The sequence below is a fragment of the Sneathiella limimaris genome (assembly GCF_012932565.1).
GTDB lineage: Bacteria > Pseudomonadota > Alphaproteobacteria > Sneathiellales > Sneathiellaceae > Sneathiella > Sneathiella limimaris.
The window spans coordinates 1,228,693-1,248,471 of record NZ_JABBYJ010000001.1 but is presented as its reverse complement, the minus strand read 5'-3'; the positions used below and the strand labels follow the sequence as shown (position 1 = coordinate 1,248,471).

Genomic DNA, 19,779 nt, shown 5'->3' with positions numbered 1-19,779 from the left:
GAAGTTCCATGACGACGCGCATCCGCGCCAGCAAATGCCCCCAATGCCAGAAGCCCGCAACAGAAAAGTACCGTCCCTTCTGTTCAGAACGGTGTCAGCAGCTGGATCTTGGGAAATGGTTCAATGAAAGCTATCGCATCCCGGCAGAAGAAGCACTGCCAAGCAATGACGAAGATGAAGGATATTAACCAACTCTCTTGCCGAATGTATCGTGAATTAGGGGCATAAGGCCTCTTGCAAGCGATAGAAAAGTCGCAAAAAACCAAGCAAAATCAGGGCGCCGCAGTTTTTTGACTTTTTTGCATCAAGGGGGATGGACAGTCCTGAAATTTTCTTCTATAACCCAGCTTCCTTCAGGCGCTCAGGCGCCCCGGATGCCCAGGTAGCTCAGTTGGTAGAGCAGCGGACTGAAAATCCGCGTGTCGGTGGTTCGAATCCGCCCCTGGGCACCACTTTTTTCCAGAAAAACTGAATGTTTCCAGTCGCTGTGGTGAGCTTTTACGCACTCGCGCTTTATCCACTCATGCAGTTGAATTCAGAGCGGTTTAACAACCTGAATATGTAAGATGTATATACGTTGTCTATTTTAAGACATTGTGTGAGTCTTGATTTGTTTGAAATTATGGGTCTTGTCTACTTGAGCATCTTCCAAGCCCTCCATTTGTTTATACTAGCGAGTTGCTTACCTTTATGTCTTGCGCTCACACATCCCAGACAACGTCATTAACTCCGACAAATTTCTTCATACGTTCCAACTCCGCTGTCAGTTTTTGGTAACGGCTGACGGGCCATTGGCATCCTTTTTCAGGCCAAAAGCTGATCACGTTTAGTAAGGAATTTTTGCGATCCGCCTTAATTTCTATGCGACCAACAAACCGGTGGCCTTCCAGGATTGGATACACATAGTATCCCCAAATGCGTTTAGCCGCTGGCACAAACATTTCCACCCGATACTCAAAACCAAACAAACGAGATAAGCGATCCCGATCACGAATAACTGGATCAAAAGGATTGAGAATACGAAGCCGACTAGTGGCGGGCTTTAAACCAGCTAGTCTTTCTTCTATTCCTGCAAGTGCAAACACAGTAACCCTGCTTCTTTGCGCCGTTTCAATTTCAACAGTTTGGAGGGTTGAAGTCGAAGAAGCGATCCAATCGCGCACTTCTTTGGCGGTTAACGCATCCCAATATCTTTGAATTTCACCAACAGTCCCAAAGCCCATTCGATCCAAGGCAGCGCGACATAACCAGTCAATCTGCTCTTCATCACTCATTTTGGTATTGCGCAATTCCTCAGGGAAAACACGTTCCGCCAGATCATAGAATTTGGTGAAATTCACTCTGTGGCAAGTCGCAAGTTCACCGCTGTACCACATGTAGTCCAGTGCAAGTTTATGCGGTGGACGTGACCACATCTTCTTCTCGCCGACAACTTTCGTATCAAAGGCGTGGGTCGACAATGGTCCCTCATTGCGAATGCGCTCCAATACGGCCTTGCGTATAGCTTTATCAGGTGGATTTTTAAACCATCCTGGGCGATCCATCTGCTCCTTTTTCCGTCGAAACTGACGCTGCCACATCGGAAGATAGTCCATCGGAATAACGGATGCATCATGGGTGAAGTGCTCAAAAATAGACCGGTCTTGTCCAAGCAATTGATCAAGCATGGGTTCACGATAGTGTTGATTGCGACTCCAAAGAATATGATGATGCGCGCGCGAAACGACTTGTATCGTATCAAGCTGTACGAAACCGAGTTTCTTTATCATCCCCAGTACATCTAACGGGCCGGTAGGAGCATCGCCTAACCCTTGCGATGAAAGCCAAAGCTGGCGGGCTTCTTTATTTGAAATGGATATCGGTTTCACAAAATTCTCAGTCTATCCAGGAGGTGGCGCATTCTTGACAGATGTCATTCTATCATCTGATTGGCGAAAACTACTTCGCGCTAAACACGCTCCCAAACAACTCACCAATGCCGTTGGCAAGGTGCTATCCCCCTTACGGCACGAGTTTAAGTGACTATTTGCAGAGGGACTTTCAGGGTCTTGCCGCACGGTAAACTTAGGCAGTCAATCGTGCGGCCAGAGCCCTAATGAGTGATTACTTCCACGGCTCAACGAGATATTTTTCACCCGTTTTCATCAACCGATAATCGGTTACCGCTTCTTTTGTCAGCATCTCCTCGAGACTGACGCTTGTTTTATAGTGGCTGGCGAAAGTGGTCGTCAGGTTATTCAGAACACGCTGGCGCATCCGGCCCACAGTTTCCATACCTGCCTGTTGCAAGAAAGGCGTTAGCAGCCAGCCTGATAACACCCAACCGAACCCGTAACTTGGTGACAAGACTGTTTGACCAAGATCCAACCGCCCATAGATGAACATCTGCTTTTTCTGGTTGGAGCCATAACGGGAATATTCTGTCATCTTTGAGACGGCGACCTGCTCCATCGCCTTGAAAACAGTATCAACCAGGTTTCCGCCGCTGATCGGATCAAACCCATAGAAGGCTTCGGTATCGTCAATAGCTGAGACTAGCTGAGCCATAAAGTTGTCATCCGAAGAATTGACCACATGGGTGGATCCCAGATTTTTCAGCAATTCGGCCTGACTGTCTTTGCGAACAATATTGACCAGCCCAAGACCGTCTTCCTTGCAGATACGGGTCAACATCTGGCCAAGGTTAGAGGCGCCAACAGTGTGCAAGATCGCGTCCTGTTTATCCATCTTTGCGTTTTCCGCGAACCCAAGGGCGGTCATCGGATTGACAAAAGCACTTGCCCCGTCTTTAGCCGAATGGTCGCCGAGCGGCAGACACATAGCCGCATCAGCAAGACAATATTGGCTATAGGCATTCCCGGGAACGCAGGCAACCCGCTGACCCACCAATGCTTTTGCCATGTCACTATCACCGGCAGCGACAACAGTCCCCGCGCCTTCGTTCCCGGCAGGCAATTTCATGCCATGGCGAGCTTTTGAGCCCGTGTTAAAGGGTTCAGGCATCTTGGCAACAAATTTACCTGGGGAATATTCGGCATTATCGAGGTCAGCTGCCCCGGTTAAAATGGCGAGGTCCGACGGATTTATGGGCGCAGCCTCCATCTTCACCAGCACTTGGTTCCCAACAGGATCTGGAAAGGTTACATCCTCAATAGCAACGGTGAGGGTACCGTCCGCCTCAAGGGTCGTGAAAAGCTGTTTACCAGTTGTTGTCATTTATTTTCTCCCGGGTATTGAGGCAGGGATCACCTCAGTGTTTTGGTTCGTTGTTTCAAAATAGCCTGAACCACACCCTGCATCATTTTATTTCTTAGTCAAACGTTACAATTATCACAAAGTAATAATGCGCGACATTTCAACGGGCTTTTGAAAACTTAACCTATCCATGAACGCCCATACAAAAAAACGGCCCGGAAATACCGGGCCGTCTGATTTTAGATTTCAGCTTCCGCTAGGTTCATTTCTCTGGAATAAGACCGCGCGGGCTGAAGCGGAGCACGATCAGCAGAATGACCCCCATGGTCATCAGTCGCATGTGCGCTGCACTTTCCAGAAGGTGAAGGCGAAGTCCATTGTCCTCGGCCATACCTGAGGTCAATAGATCCATCAACCAATGCCCAAAAGGTTCTGCCTCAACCCAGACAAACCAAATGAGGAACCCACCCAAAATCGCCCCAAAGTTATTTCCAGATCCACCAACGATCACCATCACCCAGATGATGAAGGTAAAGCGCAGCGGCTGGTAGGAGGCTGGGGTGAATTGCCCATCCAGGGTTGTCAACATGGCACCGGCGATCCCGATCACAGCAGAGCCGAGCACGAAGACCTGCAAATGGCGTCCGGTGATATTCTTTCCCATCGCTGCGGCAGACAGTTCATTATCCCGAATAGCGCGCATCATCCGGCCCCACGGGGAGTTGAGCGCCCGCTCCGACAACCACAGCAAGATCAGCAAGACGACGACAAACAGTCCCGCATAGCAGAGCTTCACAAAGATGGACGAGAAATCCTCCGGTGTCAGGTTCAATGTGTTGGCCCAGTCCAGAAACCACTGGGCCTGCTGCAGATCAATTTCGTAGGGAACCGGGCGCGGAAGGCCGGTCACATTCTTGACGCCGCGGGTCAGCCAATCCTCATTTTTCAGAATAGCAATAATGATCTCGGAAATGCCCAGGGTCGCAATCGCAAGATAATCCGAGCGAAGACCTAAAGAGATTTTCCCAACAAGCCAAGCGGCTGCAGCCGCAAACAAGCCCCCAATGATCCAGGAAAACAGGATCGGCAATCCGAGCCCGCCAAGATACCCGGTCCGGGCTGAATCAACTCCCTCGATCGCTTCAACGGCTGGATAAAAGAAATACCGAGTCAGGAAATAGCCCCCGCCAATAATTGCGATCAAGGCAAAGGTGCGCGGCTTACCTTTCGGCATTCGCCGATAGACAAAAACCGCGGCCACAACAGTGACCAGCATCAAAAGAAGCGAGAGAAGGATCCCCGCTCCGCCGGCCTCAATAGCCGCCGTTACCGGAGGCATGGAAATTAACACCCCTGCCAGACCACCAAGCGCGGTAAAGCCCATAACACCCACATTAAACAGTCCGGCATAACCCCACTGGATATTCACACCCAGCGACATGATGGCTGAAATCAGGCAAAGGTTCAGGATTGTCAATGCCAGTGGCCAGCTCTGGAATACACCCACGGCGACCAGAGCAGCCGCCATTGCTGCAAAAAGTCCTATGTTTCGTGTGCTACTGGTCATGCGCCTTTTCCTTTAAAGATACCCGTCGGTCGGATCAGCAATACCAACACCAAGATTACGAATGACACGGCAAATTTATAGTCGGTGGACAGGAGTTGGACCAGGCCATCAGGCGCCCATTCATCGGGCACCAGATAGGTCAGGAACCGCTTATAGGCATAGGCCACGACGACCTCGGAAAACGCGATGACAAATCCGCCTGCGATGGCACCAACTGGACTGCCAAGCCCCCCCACAATGGCGGAGGCAAAAATAGGCAGCAAGAGCTGGAAATAGGTAAACGGTTTGAAGCTTTTGTCCAACCCGTACAATACGCCGGCGATGGTCGCGAGTGTTGCCGCAACTGCCCAGGTAATCATCACCACCCGTTCCGGGTTGATCCCGGACAAACGAGCCAGATCCTCGTTGTCTGAATAGGCCCGCATGGATTTTCCGGCGCGGGTTTTATTCAAAAACCAGAAGAGAGCCGCAACGACGATAACCGCAGTGACGATAGTCAGCCCCTGACTAGTCTTGAAGGCAATGCCTTCGCTCAGACCCGTCATTTCCTTGAATGCCCGAGCCTTGATAATAAAGCGCTCCCCATCCGCAAACCGTTGATCACCCGGACCGATGATAAACCGGACAACACCGTTTAGCACAAACATCACGCCAACGGATGCGATCAGGAAAACCACCGGGACCGCCCGGCTTTTGCGGTAAAACTTGTATACGGTTCTATCGAAGAACAGACACATCAGTATGGTCGCAACGATCCCAACCGGAAGCGCCAGCAAGGCCGTTGGCAATGGGGAAATGGAAACACCGACCGCCTGCAGGCCCCAGGTCACAAAGATCGTGACCATCGTTCCAAAAGCCATGGTATCGCCATGGGCGAAGTTGGAAAATCGCAAAATCCCATAAATCAGCGTAACGCCAAGCGCACCAAGTGCAAGCTGGCTGCCATACGCCAAGGCGGGAACGATCACAAAATTGGAAAGCAACGCAAAAGCGTTCAATAGATCAACCACGCACCTATCCTCCCAGAAACGCTCTACGGACTTCTGGATCCGCCAGCAGCGCCTCTCCGGTATCAGTATAGGCATTCCGCCCCTGAACCAGCACATATCCTTTATCGGCAATATTAAGGGCTTGCCGCGCATTTTGCTCAACCATCAGGATCGCAATACCGGCTTTGGCCACTTCAATAATCCGGTCAAATAATTCATCCATCACAATGGGGGAGACACCCGCCGTCGGCTCATCCAGCATCAGCAACTTGGGCTGGGTCATCAAGGCGCGCCCAACGGCGACCTGTTGCCGCTGCCCGCCTGACAATTCTCCGGCCGGCTGATGCCGCTTTTCCTTTAGGATCGGAAACAGCTCATAGACCTGCTCCATAGTATCCGAAAAATCATCCTCCCGGATAAAAGCGCCCATCTCCAGATTTTCCTCCACCGTCATGGAGGTAAACACATTGTTGGTTTGCGGCACAAAGCTCATCCCTTTGGCCACACGGTCTTGCGGGCTAAGCTTGGTGATATCTTCACCATCCAGCATCACTGAGCCTTCCCTCAGGTCCAGCATGCCAAAAATGGCCTTCATCGCTGTTGATTTTCCAGCGCCATTAGGTCCAACAATGACTGCAATTTCCTCAAGATCAACCGATATGGTGCAGTCATGCAGAATATCTGCGCTGCCATAACCGCCGGTCATATGATTACCTGTAAGATAACTCATGACTGGGCCTCCGGCTTGTTCTTGAGCCCTGTTCCAAGATAGGCCTCGATAACTTGCTCATTGGATTTTATCTCTTCGATCGTGCCCTCTGCCAACAACTGACCCTCGGCCATCACGATCACCGGATCACACAGGCGACCGACGAAGTCCATATCGTGCTCGATCATGCAGAAGGTATATCCATGCTCCTTATTCAGTCGCTGGATCGCATCGCCAAGGGTGTTCAGCAGCGTCCGATTTACGCCGGCGCCAACCTCATCCAAAAAGACGATTTTGGCATCAACCATCATAGTTCGCCCAAGCTCCAGCAGCTTTTTTTGGCCCCCGGACAGGTTCCCGGCCAGTTCGTCCGCGACATGGGAAATTTCTAGAAACTCAATAACACTGTCGGCTTTTTCCCGGATCTGCTCTTCTTCTTCACGGACTTTGCCCGGGCGAAGCCAGGTGTCGATGAGGCTCTCACCGCTTTGGTCTCCCGGCACCATCATCAGGTTTTCCCGCACCGTCAGCGTGGAAAATTCCTGGGCAATCTGAAATGTCCTTAGCAGGCCTTTTGCAAACAGCTCGTGTGGCTTGAGACCAGTAATTTCTTCCCCGTCCAGAAAGATTTTGCCACTGGTAGGGGTATAGGCTCCTGCAATGCAATTAAATAACGTGGTTTTGCCAGCACCATTGGGACCAATCAGCCCCGTTATGCTGCCCTCCTCGATGCTCAAGGAGACACCGTCAACGGCATGAATGCCGCCAAATTGCATATGGAGATTTTCAATTCTAATCATCAACAACTACTTTAACAAAAAGGGAAGTGACCTCGGAATCCGTGATCACTTCCCAATATCTTCAAGTCATTCTGCTATATGAAATTAGCGGAATTTGGCCGTTGTGTTCTTGCCATTTGCAACTTCGATTTCACGATAGTTACCGGCACTTTCACCTGGGCCAATCAGCTCAACCGCAGAGGCACCAACATAGTCAACATCGCCGCCTTCAGCGATAATTTTAAGTGCTTTCGCCAGTTCACCTGGATAGATTTTTTCACCAGGCGCGTTTGCAACTGACATGACTTTGTCTTTGAAAACGTTGCTGTCACTTGATTTTGCAGCCTGCATGGACAACAGAATAAGTGCTGCTGCGTCATAGGATTCTGAAGCAAATGGACCTGCCTTGAAGCCAGCAGCTTTTGCCATTTCAGAGAATTTACCAGCACCTGGGCTATCTGTTCCAGGAACGGTACCGAAAGAGCCGTCCAGGTCTGAGCCGATTGCCAATGGAAGGCTGTCACCGATCATGCCGTCTGGCAGAACGAATGTATCAAACGCACCTGTATCCAGCGCTGCCTGAATAATACCTTTACCGCCTTGGTCCAAGTAACCAGCAACGATCAAAACATCACCGCCCGCTGATGCAAGTGCACCAACTTCAGCAGTGTAGTCAGCTTTGCCATCTTCGTGCGCAGCAGTGATTGTGACTTTACCACCCATTTTTTCAAAGTTGGATTTGATGCTTTCTGCCAGGCCCTTACCATAGTCATTATTGGTATAGGTCAGCGCCGCAGAGTTCACACCACGATCCTTCAGGATTTCAGCCAGAACCTGACCCTGACGGGCATCAGATGGCGCTGTACGGAAGAATAGTCCGTTATCTTCAACACTCGTGAGGGCTGGAGATGTTGCAGAAGGTGAAATCATCACGACGCCATTTGGCAACGCAACATTCTGCAGCATTGCTGTGGTCACGCCGGAACAGTCACCGCCAACAATTGCATTGATTTTATCGGATGTGACAAGACGCTCTGTCGCAGCTGTCGCAGCAGCAGCATCTGTACAAGTCGTATCTGCACGAACGGATGAAACCTTCGATCCACCCAACAAGGCGCCGCTTGCATTAACTTCTTCAATTGCCAGCTCTGCGCCAGCAGCCATGTCTGGGGTCAGAGATTCAATGGGTCCCGTATATCCGAAGATTACGCCCAACTTGATATCTTCCGCCTGTACAGACGTGCTCATTAGGGCCATCGCTGTCGCGGCCATAAGTAGCTTTTTCATTTGTGCCTCCCAATTAGTCCTAAATATTTTCTTGAATGTACCTTTTGTGGGTACCAAGTCAATTTAATACCATACTTCAATCGTTCCAATCTAATTCCGTTACCCGCCTCAGCGTGTCGCTCAACAGGTATAACGGAACACCGGTCACGCCCTAAGCCATTCCAGCCTCTGCCATTAAAACCAAAACTGCGACTTTCAGCTTTAACAAACATCACGCCAAAATAGCGATCTGGGGTTTCGGTCAACCCGCGCTTTTACGCTGCATTTTGGTAGTAAATAGCGAAAGATCTCGCAAGTATTTTTTATCTCCCGCCCCGGTTGATTTTGTGGTCAGCCCAGTTAAAATTAGAAAATGTTGGGGTAATATTCATTCTTGGGGTGGGGTTTATGGTTGGAAATATTGTTCGCGTCTTGCCGCTGATGCTGCTGTTCTTGTTAGGTGGCTGTTTTGTGGTTTCAGAAAAACCGGTTTTGAACGCAACGAGCAATCCGGGACTACCCGATCAGAAGTCTTTACTTCAGTTGATTGATGGCCCTATCAAGCTTCAGCAAAATGTCCAATTCGATGTTGAGCCGGGATCAAAAGAATACACCTTTTATGAAGTTGGCCCGCGACTAACCGCCGCTCATTTTGGATCAGAACTCAACCCAAAAGCGGTTCGGTTTGTACCGCTTTTCAAACCCGACGGGATCTATCTTGCACAATTTAAAAATAGTTCGAAACAATACTATTATTACATCGTCCATCATCAGAATGACCGCTTCTATGTCAATGAAATGAAGCTCTCACCAAAAGAACGTGATGAGGCATTTAAACGAAAGATACCTAGCGTCTATGATAAGGGTGTTTCCCCCAAAACTGTTGACGGATTAAAAGCCTACGCCCGATATTGGGTCGGGATAAGAGGTGCCGACTGGATCATGAAGGATCCTGCAAGCTACACGTACCGCTTATACACAGACCCAACAGAGCAGGAAATTATGCGCGAAGCCCATATGGACTTCATGTGCCTTGCCTATGCCGGCCACCCCGAAGATCCAGCGGTTAAAAAACTCCGCGCACCTTATAATGACGGCCGGATCCTCTCCCGGGTTGATGAGAAACCTGCGACTGGCTATTGCAAGCATGGCGTTGAACCCACGCAAAGTCCCTCGGTAACTTTTGCGTTAGCCCGGGCAAAGTATAAGATCGAGGAATATACCGGCTCCCGCCAAAACCCAGGGGCTCTGGATCTCGCCGAACGGCTCCACCAACAAAATTTTGGTCTCGGCAGTGTTCTGTTATCCGAAGCCTACCGCTGGGGCAAAGGCGTCCCGCGGGATGCAAAACGGGCAGAGCAAATCCTCAAAGCAGCTGATCAGGAGGATCCCAATATCCTCAATGCGCTTGGCTATCACTATCGAGGCGGTCACGCTGGCGGTATTCGAAACGAGGAAGCCGCCTACTATTTCACCCGCGCCGCCGATAAGGGTCATGCCTCCGCGATGGCCAGCCTGGGTGTCATGTACCGGTTTGGTAACGGGGTTAAAAAAGATCTGAAAAAGGCCATCAGCCTGTTTCGTAAATCGGCAGAAGGGCGAGATGTGATAGGCCTTTCAGAACTCGGCAAGGCCTATTATTTCGGCGAGGGTGTTTCTCGCGACTACAAAAAAGCTATGCCACTTTTTCAGGCATCAAAAAAACTGGGATCGGGAGAGGCCGCCTATTACATTGGCTATCTTTATCTCTATGGTCTGGGCACCAAAGCCAATCAGGGCCTGGCACTTAACAACTTCAAAACTTCCGCAGACCGGAACTTCGTATCCGGGCGCTATGCCTACGCGGAAAACTATTATAATGATTTGAAAAAGGCAAAGCGCGGCCAACCCCAACATGACTGGCTGGTCAAAGCCTCCAAAACGGGGCGCAACGACGCACTTTATGTGCTGGCGAAAAAATATATTCATGGCTTCGATGTCAATCAATCGGGCAGTGAAGCCGCCAAACTGCTGCAAAAAGCGATCGCAAATGGGCATATCGGTTCCATGCTGTATCTTGCGGCGCATTATGAAATTGGATCCCATCTGAAGCGGGATTTTGCAAAAGCCGAGCAGCTCTATCAAAAAGCTGCGAACAAGGGAAATTTGATCGGCATGTATTACCTCGCGGAATTTTACCGGAAGGGAAATGCAGGTAACAATAGAAAGTCTGAGGCAAAAGGATGGTATCAAAAAGCGGCAAACAAGGGCCATCAAAAGTCCAAGGATGCGCTGAAGAAATACTATGCCTCACTTTCCGCCCCGTCCGCACCTTCAGGACCTTCCGCCCCGCCAGCCAGTAGCACACAATCCGAGTTGGAACGGGCACAGAAGTTTGAAAGATGGGCCCGTGAGGGGAAAGACATCTATTACTATTATGCTGGACTTACCTACCTCACCAAGCTCGGCAACGCGGACAAGGCGGAGGAGAACTTCCTGATCTCATCTCGCAAGGGGAATACCTGGTCACAATATTACATGGGCCTTATTCACAGCCAGTATGACAATTATCCCAAACACTGGAAGCCAGAATATGCGCTGATGTGGCTCTATACCGCCGAAAAAACAGGGCTCAAGGCCGGTAAAGATACAGGCAAGATCAGTAAATATTATGGGGAACTGGAAAAACTGCTCAAACCGGAACAGCGGATCCGGGCCCTCGATCGCTCACGGAAATGCTTTGGCTCCAACTACAGGAACTGCTGAGCTGAGAGAACTGGTTCAAACGTAAGGTGATCGTTGCGGGCGCAAGGTCAGCTCGGTCACGCAGGCAGTGTTCGGCAAGGTGATGGCTGTTGCGATCATTTCCGCAATGTCTTCTTGCTGGATCATTTTAGCGCGATCCTTCCCGTCCGAACTAATGGCGGGTGTGTCAACAAAACCGGGGTGAACCAGCGTGACACGCACGCCATCCTCTCGCACATCCTCAAACAAGGCCTTGGCAAATCCCGCCTGCGCATGCCTAACGGCGCAGTGAATAGCGTGATTTTTCCATCCAAGCCATGAAGTCGCCCCGCAGATATACACATAAGCCCCCTCGCTTGCCTTAATAGCAGGGAGCGTATGGGCGGTCAGGCGGATACTTGCCCGCAACACCCGATCAATTGTCAGGTCCCAATCATCAAAACGCTCGGTTGAGACAGGGCCATAAGTGAATTTCGCCGCACAATAAATAACCGCATCCAGCCGTTCGCCAGATTGCGCCCAATCGGCGAGTGCGGCAACCGACGCCATATCGGCCATCTCAGCCTGGAAAAAGGACCCACTTCCACCGGCCTTCTCAATGTCTTGAACGGTCTCCTCAAGGGCCTCCAGGTTACGACCATGGGCTAAAATATGCCACCCATCACGGGCAAGGCGAATAGCAGTACCACGGCCTATTCCGCTCGAGGCACCTGTGATCAAAGCTGTTTTCGTCATTGAACTCTCCCAGTTGCCAAATGACTCAGCCACATCATATCACTTTTATCTAATTTTGCGGTGAAAATGCTCTTTCGTCCTGCGTGAGAAACAGCGGTTGGTCCTCTGTTCGGTTTTTTTCACCATCAACCTTGATCGCAATCTCAGCCAACCATGAAAAAAGGCTCCGCCGTGTCGGGGAGCCTTTTTAAACTTGCGCCGGTTGAAACACGCAGTTATTAGCGGTGGAATTCACCTTTGGCAACCGCAGGAATATCAGCGCGTGTAATGCCAATGTCAGTCAATTCGCGATCTGTTAGTTCGTTCAGCTGGCGCATTGTTGCGCGGGCCTGAAAATAATCCCGAGCAGTCTGAAACATGTTGCTCAGGCTGGAATCCACATAAACAGGTGGCTGTGAATTGATCAAAAAAATCTTGCTTGAATACGGGGTCATGGCGTCACTCCTACACACTACATCTACAAAATACGGATAGTTCAATAAGGCCACACATCGAGCCTTTGAATTTCTTGACGCTCATATACGGCTTCAAAAGTGAATCCGCAATTAACAAAAGTCTAATTTTCCATGGCCTTTTTACAAGACTGATCTGCAATTTCTGCATAGCAGCATGTCAAGATAGCTGAGCTTTACAGGCGAAAGACATTCAAAAGCTGTTTCTTGGCAGCCCGGGACAAGATAGGGTAAGGCTCACACCACCACAGGGTTTCCAAGAGGGAACAGGTCATGACCCGGATATCGGGATTAGCAATTTTACTAGTTTGGACCCTTATCTCAACCAGTGCAAACGCCTCAGACGGTTTATCAGAACACACACTTGTCCATGAGGGTATTGAACGCCAATACCTGAGATATGTCCCGCCTGCAGCCCACCAAATTGGAACACCAAAACAACTTATTATTCTCCTGCATGGCGGCGGAGGGACGGGCCGTTCCATGATGCGATCCACTGGGTTTAACCGTCTCGCCGCGAGAGAGGGCTTTGTCGGACTTTATCCCTCTGGCGTGAACCGGCACTGGAATGATGGCCGCCCCCAATATCAAGGTGTTGACGATGTGGGGTTTATTCTTGCTGCTATTCAAGAGACCATGGCAGAGATACAGTTTCTTGATGAAACCCAAATCTTCCTTGCCGGCATGTCGAATGGCGGCCATATGATCCAGCGCCTGATCTGCGAGCAAGCAGCGCGCTTCGCCGGGGCGGCAATTGTAACGGCCCAACTCACACCAGAACTCATAAAAAGCTGCCGCCCTTCCAAACCGCTCGGAATTCTCTACATAAATGGGACCGAGGATCCACTGATGCCCTTTGATGGCGGTCCAATTGCGCCTCAATGGGGATCTCGCGGAACGGTCACATCAACTGCCGAGACACTCGACTTCTGGCGCATGCACAACACCTGCGCAAGCTTTCCCAAAGTCACACAACTACCGGATCTTGACGCAACCGACGGAACATTGACCGAGCGTCTGGACTGGCCAGACTGTGCACCAGGCGCCCCCCTTCGGTTATATCGGATTAACGGAGGCGGTCATGCCTGGCCCAGGAAAAAGCAGTATCTTCCCGAGCGCGTAATCGGTCGCACCTCCAAAGATATTGATGCCAATGACTTGATCATCGATTTCTTCAAATCCTTGGACAGGGCAGGCAAAAATTGACAAAAGTCAAATTTTCCAGGGCCTTAATACACGACCGGCTTCAACCCCTTCTTACATTCTTTTGGAGGGCGCTTGTCCGTTGAGTAAGCCTCAATGCCGCACTTTTTGCACTGCCATTTTCTAAGCGCCTTTGTTTTTCGATTTGGCAAATGGCGCCACGAGCAAGCTGCCCCTTTACCTTTGTGGAAAAAGTGAACGAAGAGGAAGTAGCCTCCCAAGACGCCCGCAAAAACGAGCACAAAGAGAGTGATGTTTGAGTAAGACAGCACGAAAAACGTCTCACCCAACATCAAGGTAATTCCATAATCATCCCATGTCATTTTCACACCTGAGAACAACCATAAAGCGTTACAGAACTACATTAACTCTCTTTATTATCCCTTAATATTATCCTTCAAAGCCAATAAAGGTCGCGACCTCTTCTGCAGGGCGGCGGGTTGAGACAACCGCATTGGCGGGAAAACTGTCATCAGGATAGCCCATGGCCACCGCCGTCTGGATCACGTGATTTTCCGGAATACCGGCATTCTCACGGACGACAGGGGATTGCATGATACCCTGACTGTTAATGACAGCGCCAATTCCCCGGCTCCAGGCGGCAAGCACCAGTCCATAGGTAATCGCACCAAGGTCAAAATGCCGGATATCGCCCTGCAATTCCTTGTCATAGGCAACAATGACCGACACGGGTGCGTCAAACTGGCGAAAGCCCCGAAGCACCCAATCCTGACGTTTTTCCTTATCATGACGTTCGATCCCCATGGCCTCAAACAGTTGGATGGCAATATCCACCTGCCGTTGCCGATGAACACCTTCGTATTTACCTTCCACCCGGAACTCACGAGATGGCGGAACACCCGCCAGATTATTTTTGGTATTGCCCTCGCGAATACGATCCAGCGGCTCCCCGCTGATCACATGCAGGTGCCATGGCTGGGTGTTCATGGAAGACGGCGCGCGTGAGGCCAGTTCTATGATTTCCAGCAGAGTTTCTTTTGGGATGGGATCAGGCTTAAAACCACGGGTTGATCGCCGCCCGCGCACAACTGTATCAAAATCCATTCTTTTTATTCTCTTCTTATTTTCTATTTTGCTTGGGTGCGCCCCTAACACCGAAACCAGTCTAGCGCAGGTGAAGATTAACTCAATAGGTCTAATAGACAAAAAAAGCGCCATCCAGGTGGCGCTTGCAGCTCAAGCGGGATCAGCCCTACATCAACAGCGGTGACATGATCTGATCAATATACTTTTGCAAAGTGCCATCCGCCTTCATCTCCCGAAGTGCATTGGCAACCAGCGGCACCTTGTCTGCGTGCTTTTTATGGAGATAAAGATACATGTCTTTTGTGGCCAGCAGCGGGTCCAGCACCTTAAAGCCGCTAATTTGGTTTTCCTGAAGATAGGCCAGACCCTGCCACTGATCATAGAGGGCAACCTCTACCCGGCCTTTTGACAGCAAGGAGAAAAGCTGGTCCACATTCTTGACCTTGGTGACCCTTTCGGATTTCACATTCAACTCGAAAATCTTCCAGCCGATTATCAGCCCGATTGAATAGGGGGTTAAGCTATCCCAGTCCTCGGTCGGGACGGTCTCGTCACGACTAAAGGCGCCAAAGCGCATATCAAATATTTTTTCCGGCACCCGGATCAAATTGGGATAAATTCGCTCGAGACCCGCAACCCGGTAGCCATCCCCATCAAAATCGCCGTTATTTGCGCCATGAATGGCCCGCTCTGCCGGATATTTGACGACATCCACCTCTACGCCAATCCGTTCGAAAGCTTCCTTCAGAACAAGATCAACAAAGCCTGTCTGGCCGGATTTATGAAAAGGGGAGCCTGCGGCGATACTGATTTTCAACGGCTCGCTCGCTAAAGCTGGGCTCAACCAGCCTAACGCGACGACACCAATAACGAACAACAGCCGCGCCAGAACCTTGTTCAGATCCCGAGGATCGACATTAAAAATTCCAGATGGCATCCGTTATTAATCCCGCAAAAAACGCACTGAAAGTACAATTAGCCCAGTATGTGAAGATATACTTATTTAAGACAAAAGCAATATGCCGTCCGGCGTTTGCTTATCTGTACTTCTTGAGAATTGCGTCATAGGTCCCATCGGCCTTGATTTCAGCAAGCCCTCTGTTGAACTTTTTGAGAAGCTCAGCCGAACCTGGCGCTGGCTTACTGAAGCAGGAATAATAGTCCGTCGAGGAAAGCTCCTGATACTTAACCTTCTGCGCGTCCTGTAGCTGTGAGAGGTAATAGCGGGCAGGCGCCTCATAACTGTAATAAAAATCGATCCGGCCCTTTAGCAGCATCTGAAGCCCCTGCTTCTCACTGGAAAGCTCAAACGTCCGCTGAACTTTTGCCGCCTCCAGTTTTTTGATCAGATTATATCCATTGATTGCCCCAACGGATCTTTTGCCCACCTCTTCAAGCCCCTGGACTTCCTCGAAATTTTGTGACGCCAGACTGAACAATCCAGACGAGGCTTTTCCCAATGGCTCAGAGAACAATAAATAGGCCTCTCGCTCCTTGGTGTAGGAGCAACTGCACACCCCGCTTACCTCACCTTTTTTGGCTGTATCCAGGGCCCGCTTCCAGGGCATATATTGAATTTCCAAGGGAATGCCGACGCGGTCAAAAGCTTCCCTCAGGAATTCCACATCAAAACCGGGCAGGCCTGACGGACTATTCTCCATTTTGTAGGGGGGAAATTCATTGCAGACAAAAACCGCTGCTTCTTCAGACTGCGCTGGCCGGATGAAGACAAGGCAAAAAAATATGAAAGCAACTATCCCAGACCGCAAATTCGCCGTACCACTTCTGTTAGTGCCGCTTGACCTTTTGCAGATAATATTAGGCATTTTCGAAATAATGCAACTAAAGATCAGGACTTTTCGGTATTGCAGATCAATCCGCACGCAAAAAAGCGGAGACCAACCGCCTTCTCTTCATCAGATCGCTTTACTAATTCAATCAGTGATTTTAATCTGATGGACAAAAGAATTGAGCTTGGGAGGGATCAATGACAAACGGGGATGAAAGCAGTCCAAATGCCCGGACCACTCGCGGTCCAAGCAAGGCCAACCTGCTGGTGGAGGACATGCGCCTCGTCAGCGATGTCACGACCGAAGATGTGTGGCGGTGGCTTGCTGCTGGCTGGTCGGATTTGAAGGCGAATACCTTTGTCAGCGTCTCCTATGCGGCTCTTTTCATCATTGCCGGGATCATTCTCTCCTTCGGCTTCTATTTTATGGGCTGGCCTTACCTGATCCTGCCGGGCCTTACCGGATTTCTGCTGGTCGGGCCTGCCGTCGGGATCGGTTTCTACGAAATTAGCCGCGCCCACGCAGCGGGGGAGAAAGCCACCTTCTGGGGAGCTGTTACCGCCGCCCGATACAACAAGCTGGGTATCTTTGGCTTCGGCATGGCCATGGCCTTTATCTTCCAGATCTGGATCCGCATTTCCTTCACGGTTTTCGCCCTCAACTTCAAAGGCGTGATGCCGGACTGGATGGTCATTCTGGAGCGGGCCCTGAGCATGGACGGGATTTATTTCGGCATTTCCATTGCACTGGTTGGCGCCGTTTTTGCGGCGGTTATCTTCGTCGCAGGCGCCTTTTCCATGCCCATGATGGTCGACCGCAAATCCGTGCTCCTGCCCTCCATTATCACCAGCGCCTATGCGATTGTGCGCAACAAGAATGCCATGATCCTGTGGGCGGCCATGATTGTCATTTTCACAGGAATCGGACTTGCCACCGCAGGCATCGGCCTTGCCATTACCCTGCCGCTCATTGGTCATGCAACCTGGCACGCCTACAAGCAGGTCATGTCTGGTGACCTGCCAGAGGGGCAATCCCACCCCTCCGGCAGCCTGATGACGGACGACTAAACCTTAGAGAAAGTCCCGAAGCTCTGTCATGAAGCGATCAAACTGATCGTGATGTAGCCAGTGCCCGGCCTCCTCATAGGTCTTGACCGTGGCCGTCTTGAAATGCGCGATCCGCCCATCCTCCACGGGGTTGGACGCCCAGCTATCCGCCCCATAAAGCAGCAGGGTCGGGCAGGTAATCTCTGACCACAGCTCCTGAACTTCCTTGGGCTCTGTATCAAACGGCCACCAGGCGCGCATGGCCGGATCAAACTTCCAGCTAAAGGTTCCATCCTCATTCTGGTTCACCGCATGCACGGTGAGATGCAGGGCCTGTTCATCCGACAGGTGCTTATTCTCCGCCTTCATGCGGGCCAGCGCATCGGCGAAGGTCTCATATTTTCGGTGGGATTTAGTGCTGGCGGCCCGCTTTTTATCGATCCATTCGCGCCACCGCTCGGCAACCGGTTTGGCAGCCGTCTCCGCCTGTACTTTTGGTGACATGCCAAGTCCCTCAATCGCCACGAGTTTGCGAACTGTTTCCGGATAGAGCCCCGTATAGCGAAGCGCCACGTTACCACCCATGGAATGGGCAACAATGGTGACCGGGCTCAGCTCCTTCTGATGAACAAGTTGGGCGATGTCATAGACATAGCTTTGCATGGGGTAATTACCATCATTGGTCCAGCTGCTATCCCCGTGCCCGCGCAAATCCGGTGCGATCACATGCCAGTCATGGCGGAGCTCCTCGGCAACCCAGTCCCAGTTGCGGCAATGATCCCGCCCGCCGTGGATCAGCAACAGGGGCGGCGCCCCCTCATTCCCCCAATCCACATAATGAAGCTTCAGGCGCTGCGAGATATAACTGTTTGAAATCGGCCCCATGGGTTCTCCCCCAAATGTTGGTCTTGATTAAGTTACCGCGAGTATAAGCGAAGAGAAGATGGAGGTCTATTGGCGCGGGGCTGAAACGATAGAGCGCGATGCCATGCACGATCCGTCAAACGGTTTTCAAACCGTTCAGACAAGAGATTTCAGGCTGGAATTTGAATATTAGAAATTCTTGCAATCCGCATATATCCTGCGATTTATTGCCTGTCCCCCGATCACCAATCTGTCAAAACAGCGGCCATGTGGTTCACTGCCAGGCCTCTGAGCGGTGCGCCAGCTTTGGAAACTTTATTTGTCTCGCTATGGCAACAGTGTATATTGTTGGAAAAAAGTAACGAAAAATGAAGAAATTCCACCCTATTTGCTGAGATAACAACCTTCATTTACAGTTTCCAAGCCACAGGCCTGCCATTCAGACTTTCCAAATCCAGCTAAATCTATCTAGGTTTCGGATCAAAAATTTAAGGAGTTCCTTTTGCTCCCCCCCCTATTGCGCCTGTTGAGTACCGTTTTATGTCTTTTATGTCTCGCGACCTTTTCGGCAGGTGCTACCCCTCTTAAAATAACGATCGCAGTCAATCACTCTCCGCCTTACAGGATAGTTGAAAAGCTTGGCTCTGAAACCAATTACTCTGGCTATTATGTGGATATCATCAGGGAAGCCTGTAAACGCTCTTCCATAGAGACGAATTTTATCAATGTCCCTTTCAGGCGAGCACTTTTCCTACTCGAAAGGGGAGATGTCGACTTAATGCTTGGGCCTAACAAAACTGAAAAGCGCAAGCAATATATGTATTTTCTTGAAACCGCTTTACCAAGAGAAGACAAGTCCTTCTATGTTCAAAAAGACGCCACCGACATACAGTCACTTGAGGGCTTGACCGGAAAAACGGTAGGCGTCCTGAGAGGATCAACCTATACGCAACAATTTGATACGGCCCGCCATTTTACCAAACTCAAGGCCACCAACTATTCCGGGTTATTCAGAATGCTCGGAAAAGGAAGAATAGATGCTGTAATAGTTCCTTCCCTTTTGGGGAAATATCTTGAAAAAAAATATTCACAATCCATCAAAAAATCATCCCTCATACTAGAGGGTCGGCCATCGTTTATTGCTCTCTCCAAATTCTCCAATTTCTATAAAACTCAAGGGTATCTGCCTCTGGAAAAAGCCCTGAAAGATATGGAAAGGGATGGAACGTTGTACAGGATACGAAACAAGTATACTGAATAATCGGATCCTTTTAGCCATTATGACAGCCTGGTTATGTCAACCGATCTCCTCGGAAACGACCGAGGTCTTCGCCCTGCCACCGGGCCTTCTCCCCAAATGTTGGAGGTCTATAGGGTGGAGGGGAGTTGTCATTCAAAAAAGGTTCGAAACAG

Annotated in this window: 19 protein-coding genes and 1 tRNA gene; 6 read left to right on the top strand and 14 right to left on the bottom strand. The window is 50.4% G+C overall.

From position 1 onward, the window contains the following. Positions 1-8: 8 nt before the first annotated feature. Both HH301_RS06060 and HH301_RS06055 read left to right on the top strand, forming a co-directional pair. Positions 9-188, top strand: coding sequence for a DNA gyrase inhibitor YacG (locus tag HH301_RS06060; protein ID WP_169567598.1), 180 nt, complete (start codon positions 9-11; stop codon positions 186-188). Positions 189-376: 188 nt separating this feature from the next. Then, positions 377-452 (top strand) — tRNA-Phe (locus HH301_RS06055). A gap of 249 nt (positions 453-701) precedes the next feature. On the opposite strand, the gene HH301_RS06050 is transcribed toward HH301_RS06055, so the two are convergent. From HH301_RS06050 to HH301_RS06020, 7 genes are all read right to left on the bottom strand, one after another. Further along, positions 702-1,868: a DNA glycosylase AlkZ-like family protein gene (locus HH301_RS06050; RefSeq protein WP_206378194.1), complete on the bottom strand. Its 1,167-nt coding sequence runs from the start codon at positions 1,866-1,868 to the stop codon at positions 702-704. Between the two features lie 235 nt (positions 1,869-2,103). Continuing rightward, entirely contained in the window at positions 2,104-3,216 is a 1,113-nt protein-coding gene (locus HH301_RS06045; protein WP_169567596.1) for a zinc-binding dehydrogenase, read from the bottom strand. A gap of 241 nt (positions 3,217-3,457) precedes the next feature. Next, positions 3,458-4,762 carry a branched-chain amino acid ABC transporter permease gene (locus tag HH301_RS06040; RefSeq protein WP_169567594.1) on the bottom strand — a complete coding sequence of 435 codons (1,305 nt, stop codon included), beginning with the start codon at positions 4,760-4,762 and terminating at the stop codon, positions 3,458-3,460. After that, positions 4,759-5,772, bottom strand: coding sequence for an ABC transporter permease subunit (locus HH301_RS06035; protein WP_206378193.1), 1,014 nt, complete (start codon positions 5,770-5,772; stop codon positions 4,759-4,761). The genes HH301_RS06040 and HH301_RS06035 overlap by 4 nt, the downstream gene beginning before the upstream one ends. 4 nt (positions 5,773-5,776) lie before the next feature. Further along, entirely contained in the window at positions 5,777-6,481 is a 705-nt protein-coding gene (locus HH301_RS06030) for an ABC transporter ATP-binding protein (protein ID WP_169567590.1), read from the bottom strand. Further along, complete coding sequence (locus HH301_RS06025; RefSeq protein ID WP_169567588.1) at positions 6,478-7,260, bottom strand: ABC transporter ATP-binding protein; 783 nt, start codon at positions 7,258-7,260, stop codon at positions 6,478-6,480. Before HH301_RS06025 ends, HH301_RS06030 begins: the two co-directional genes overlap by 4 nt. A gap of 84 nt (positions 7,261-7,344) precedes the next feature. Next, positions 7,345-8,526, bottom strand: coding sequence for an ABC transporter substrate-binding protein (locus tag HH301_RS06020; protein ID WP_169567586.1), 1,182 nt, complete (start codon positions 8,524-8,526; stop codon positions 7,345-7,347). Positions 8,527-8,913: 387 nt separating this feature from the next. Between HH301_RS06020 and HH301_RS06015 the strand changes: the two genes are divergently transcribed. Continuing rightward, on the top strand, positions 8,914-11,250 hold the full coding sequence (locus tag HH301_RS06015) for a tetratricopeptide repeat protein (RefSeq protein WP_169567584.1): 2,337 nt from the start codon (positions 8,914-8,916) through the stop codon (positions 11,248-11,250). Between the two features lie 15 nt (positions 11,251-11,265). Here HH301_RS06015 and HH301_RS06010 read toward each other — a convergent pair whose 3' ends face one another. Then, entirely contained in the window at positions 11,266-11,964 is a 699-nt protein-coding gene (locus HH301_RS06010; RefSeq protein ID WP_169567582.1) for an SDR family oxidoreductase, read from the bottom strand. Positions 11,965-12,182: 218 nt separating this feature from the next. Continuing rightward, complete coding sequence (locus HH301_RS06005) at positions 12,183-12,398, bottom strand: DUF1127 domain-containing protein (protein ID WP_206378192.1); 216 nt, start codon at positions 12,396-12,398, stop codon at positions 12,183-12,185. 291 nt (positions 12,399-12,689) lie between these two features. Here HH301_RS06005 and HH301_RS06000 point away from each other — a divergent pair, with 291 nt between their 5' ends. After that, positions 12,690-13,622 carry a CE1 family esterase gene (locus HH301_RS06000; RefSeq protein WP_169567581.1) on the top strand — a complete coding sequence of 311 codons (933 nt, stop codon included), beginning with the start codon at positions 12,690-12,692 and terminating at the stop codon, positions 13,620-13,622. Positions 13,623-13,645: 23 nt separating this feature from the next. Here the strand turns inward: HH301_RS06000 and HH301_RS05995 are convergent, their stop codons facing one another. From HH301_RS05995 to HH301_RS05980, 4 genes are all read right to left on the bottom strand, one after another. After that, on the bottom strand, positions 13,646-13,942 hold the full coding sequence (locus HH301_RS05995) for a hypothetical protein (RefSeq protein ID WP_169567579.1): 297 nt from the start codon (positions 13,940-13,942) through the stop codon (positions 13,646-13,648). A 67-nt stretch (positions 13,943-14,009) separates the two neighbouring features. Then, complete coding sequence (locus HH301_RS05990) at positions 14,010-14,684, bottom strand: nitroreductase (RefSeq protein ID WP_169567578.1); 675 nt, start codon at positions 14,682-14,684, stop codon at positions 14,010-14,012. A gap of 148 nt (positions 14,685-14,832) precedes the next feature. After that, positions 14,833-15,603 carry a substrate-binding periplasmic protein gene (locus HH301_RS05985; protein ID WP_169567576.1) on the bottom strand — a complete coding sequence of 257 codons (771 nt, stop codon included), beginning with the start codon at positions 15,601-15,603 and terminating at the stop codon, positions 14,833-14,835. A gap of 100 nt (positions 15,604-15,703) precedes the next feature. Continuing rightward, a complete protein-coding gene (locus HH301_RS05980; protein ID WP_277348804.1) occupies positions 15,704-16,492 on the bottom strand; it encodes a substrate-binding periplasmic protein in 789 nt (262 codons plus the stop codon). Positions 16,493-16,653: 161 nt separating this feature from the next. On the opposite strand from HH301_RS05980, the gene HH301_RS05975 reads away from it, so the two are divergent. After that, on the top strand, positions 16,654-17,523 hold the full coding sequence (locus HH301_RS05975) for a DUF2189 domain-containing protein (RefSeq protein WP_169567572.1): 870 nt from the start codon (positions 16,654-16,656) through the stop codon (positions 17,521-17,523). 3 nt (positions 17,524-17,526) lie between these two features. On the opposite strand, the gene HH301_RS05970 is transcribed toward HH301_RS05975, so the two are convergent. Next, positions 17,527-18,387: an alpha/beta fold hydrolase gene (locus HH301_RS05970; protein WP_169567570.1), complete on the bottom strand. Its 861-nt coding sequence runs from the start codon at positions 18,385-18,387 to the stop codon at positions 17,527-17,529. Positions 18,388-18,868: 481 nt separating this feature from the next. Here HH301_RS05970 and HH301_RS05965 point away from each other — a divergent pair, with 481 nt between their 5' ends. Next, positions 18,869-19,627, top strand: a complete 759-nt coding sequence (locus tag HH301_RS05965) for a substrate-binding periplasmic protein (protein WP_169567568.1) — start codon at positions 18,869-18,871, stop codon at positions 19,625-19,627. Positions 19,628-19,779: the final 152 nt, after the last annotated feature.

Excerpts from the sequence above, each read along its gene's own strand:
- HH301_RS06060 (WP_169567598.1), top strand. The coding sequence starts at position 9 with ATGACGACGCGCATCCGCGCCAGCAAATGCCCCCAATGCCAGAAGCCC.
- HH301_RS06045 (WP_169567596.1), bottom strand. The coding sequence starts at position 3,216 with ATGACAACAACTGGTAAACAGCTTTTCACGACCCTTGAGGCGGACGGT.
- HH301_RS06040 (WP_169567594.1), bottom strand. The coding sequence starts at position 4,762 with ATGACCAGTAGCACACGAAACATAGGACTTTTTGCAGCAATGGCGGCT.
- HH301_RS06030 (WP_169567590.1), bottom strand. The coding sequence starts at position 6,481 with ATGAGTTATCTTACAGGTAATCATATGACCGGCGGTTATGGCAGCGCA.
- HH301_RS06025 (WP_169567588.1), bottom strand. The coding sequence starts at position 7,260 with ATGATTAGAATTGAAAATCTCCATATGCAATTTGGCGGCATTCATGCC.
- HH301_RS06020 (WP_169567586.1), bottom strand. The coding sequence starts at position 8,526 with ATGAAAAAGCTACTTATGGCCGCGACAGCGATGGCCCTAATGAGCACG.
- HH301_RS06015 (WP_169567584.1), top strand. The coding sequence starts at position 8,914 with ATGGTTGGAAATATTGTTCGCGTCTTGCCGCTGATGCTGCTGTTCTTG.
- HH301_RS06010 (WP_169567582.1), bottom strand. The coding sequence starts at position 11,964 with ATGACGAAAACAGCTTTGATCACAGGTGCCTCGAGCGGAATAGGCCGT.
- HH301_RS06005 (WP_206378192.1), bottom strand. The coding sequence starts at position 12,398 with ATGACCCCGTATTCAAGCAAGATTTTTTTGATCAATTCACAGCCACCT.
- HH301_RS06000 (WP_169567581.1), top strand. The coding sequence starts at position 12,690 with ATGACCCGGATATCGGGATTAGCAATTTTACTAGTTTGGACCCTTATC.
- HH301_RS05995 (WP_169567579.1), bottom strand. The coding sequence starts at position 13,942 with ATGACATGGGATGATTATGGAATTACCTTGATGTTGGGTGAGACGTTT.
- HH301_RS05990 (WP_169567578.1), bottom strand. The coding sequence starts at position 14,684 with ATGGATTTTGATACAGTTGTGCGCGGGCGGCGATCAACCCGTGGTTTT.
- HH301_RS05985 (WP_169567576.1), bottom strand. The coding sequence starts at position 15,603 with ATGCCATCTGGAATTTTTAATGTCGATCCTCGGGATCTGAACAAGGTT.
- HH301_RS05980 (WP_277348804.1), bottom strand. The coding sequence starts at position 16,492 with ATGCCTAATATTATCTGCAAAAGGTCAAGCGGCACTAACAGAAGTGGT.
- HH301_RS05975 (WP_169567572.1), top strand. The coding sequence starts at position 16,654 with ATGACAAACGGGGATGAAAGCAGTCCAAATGCCCGGACCACTCGCGGT.
- HH301_RS05970 (WP_169567570.1), bottom strand. The coding sequence starts at position 18,387 with ATGGGGCCGATTTCAAACAGTTATATCTCGCAGCGCCTGAAGCTTCAT.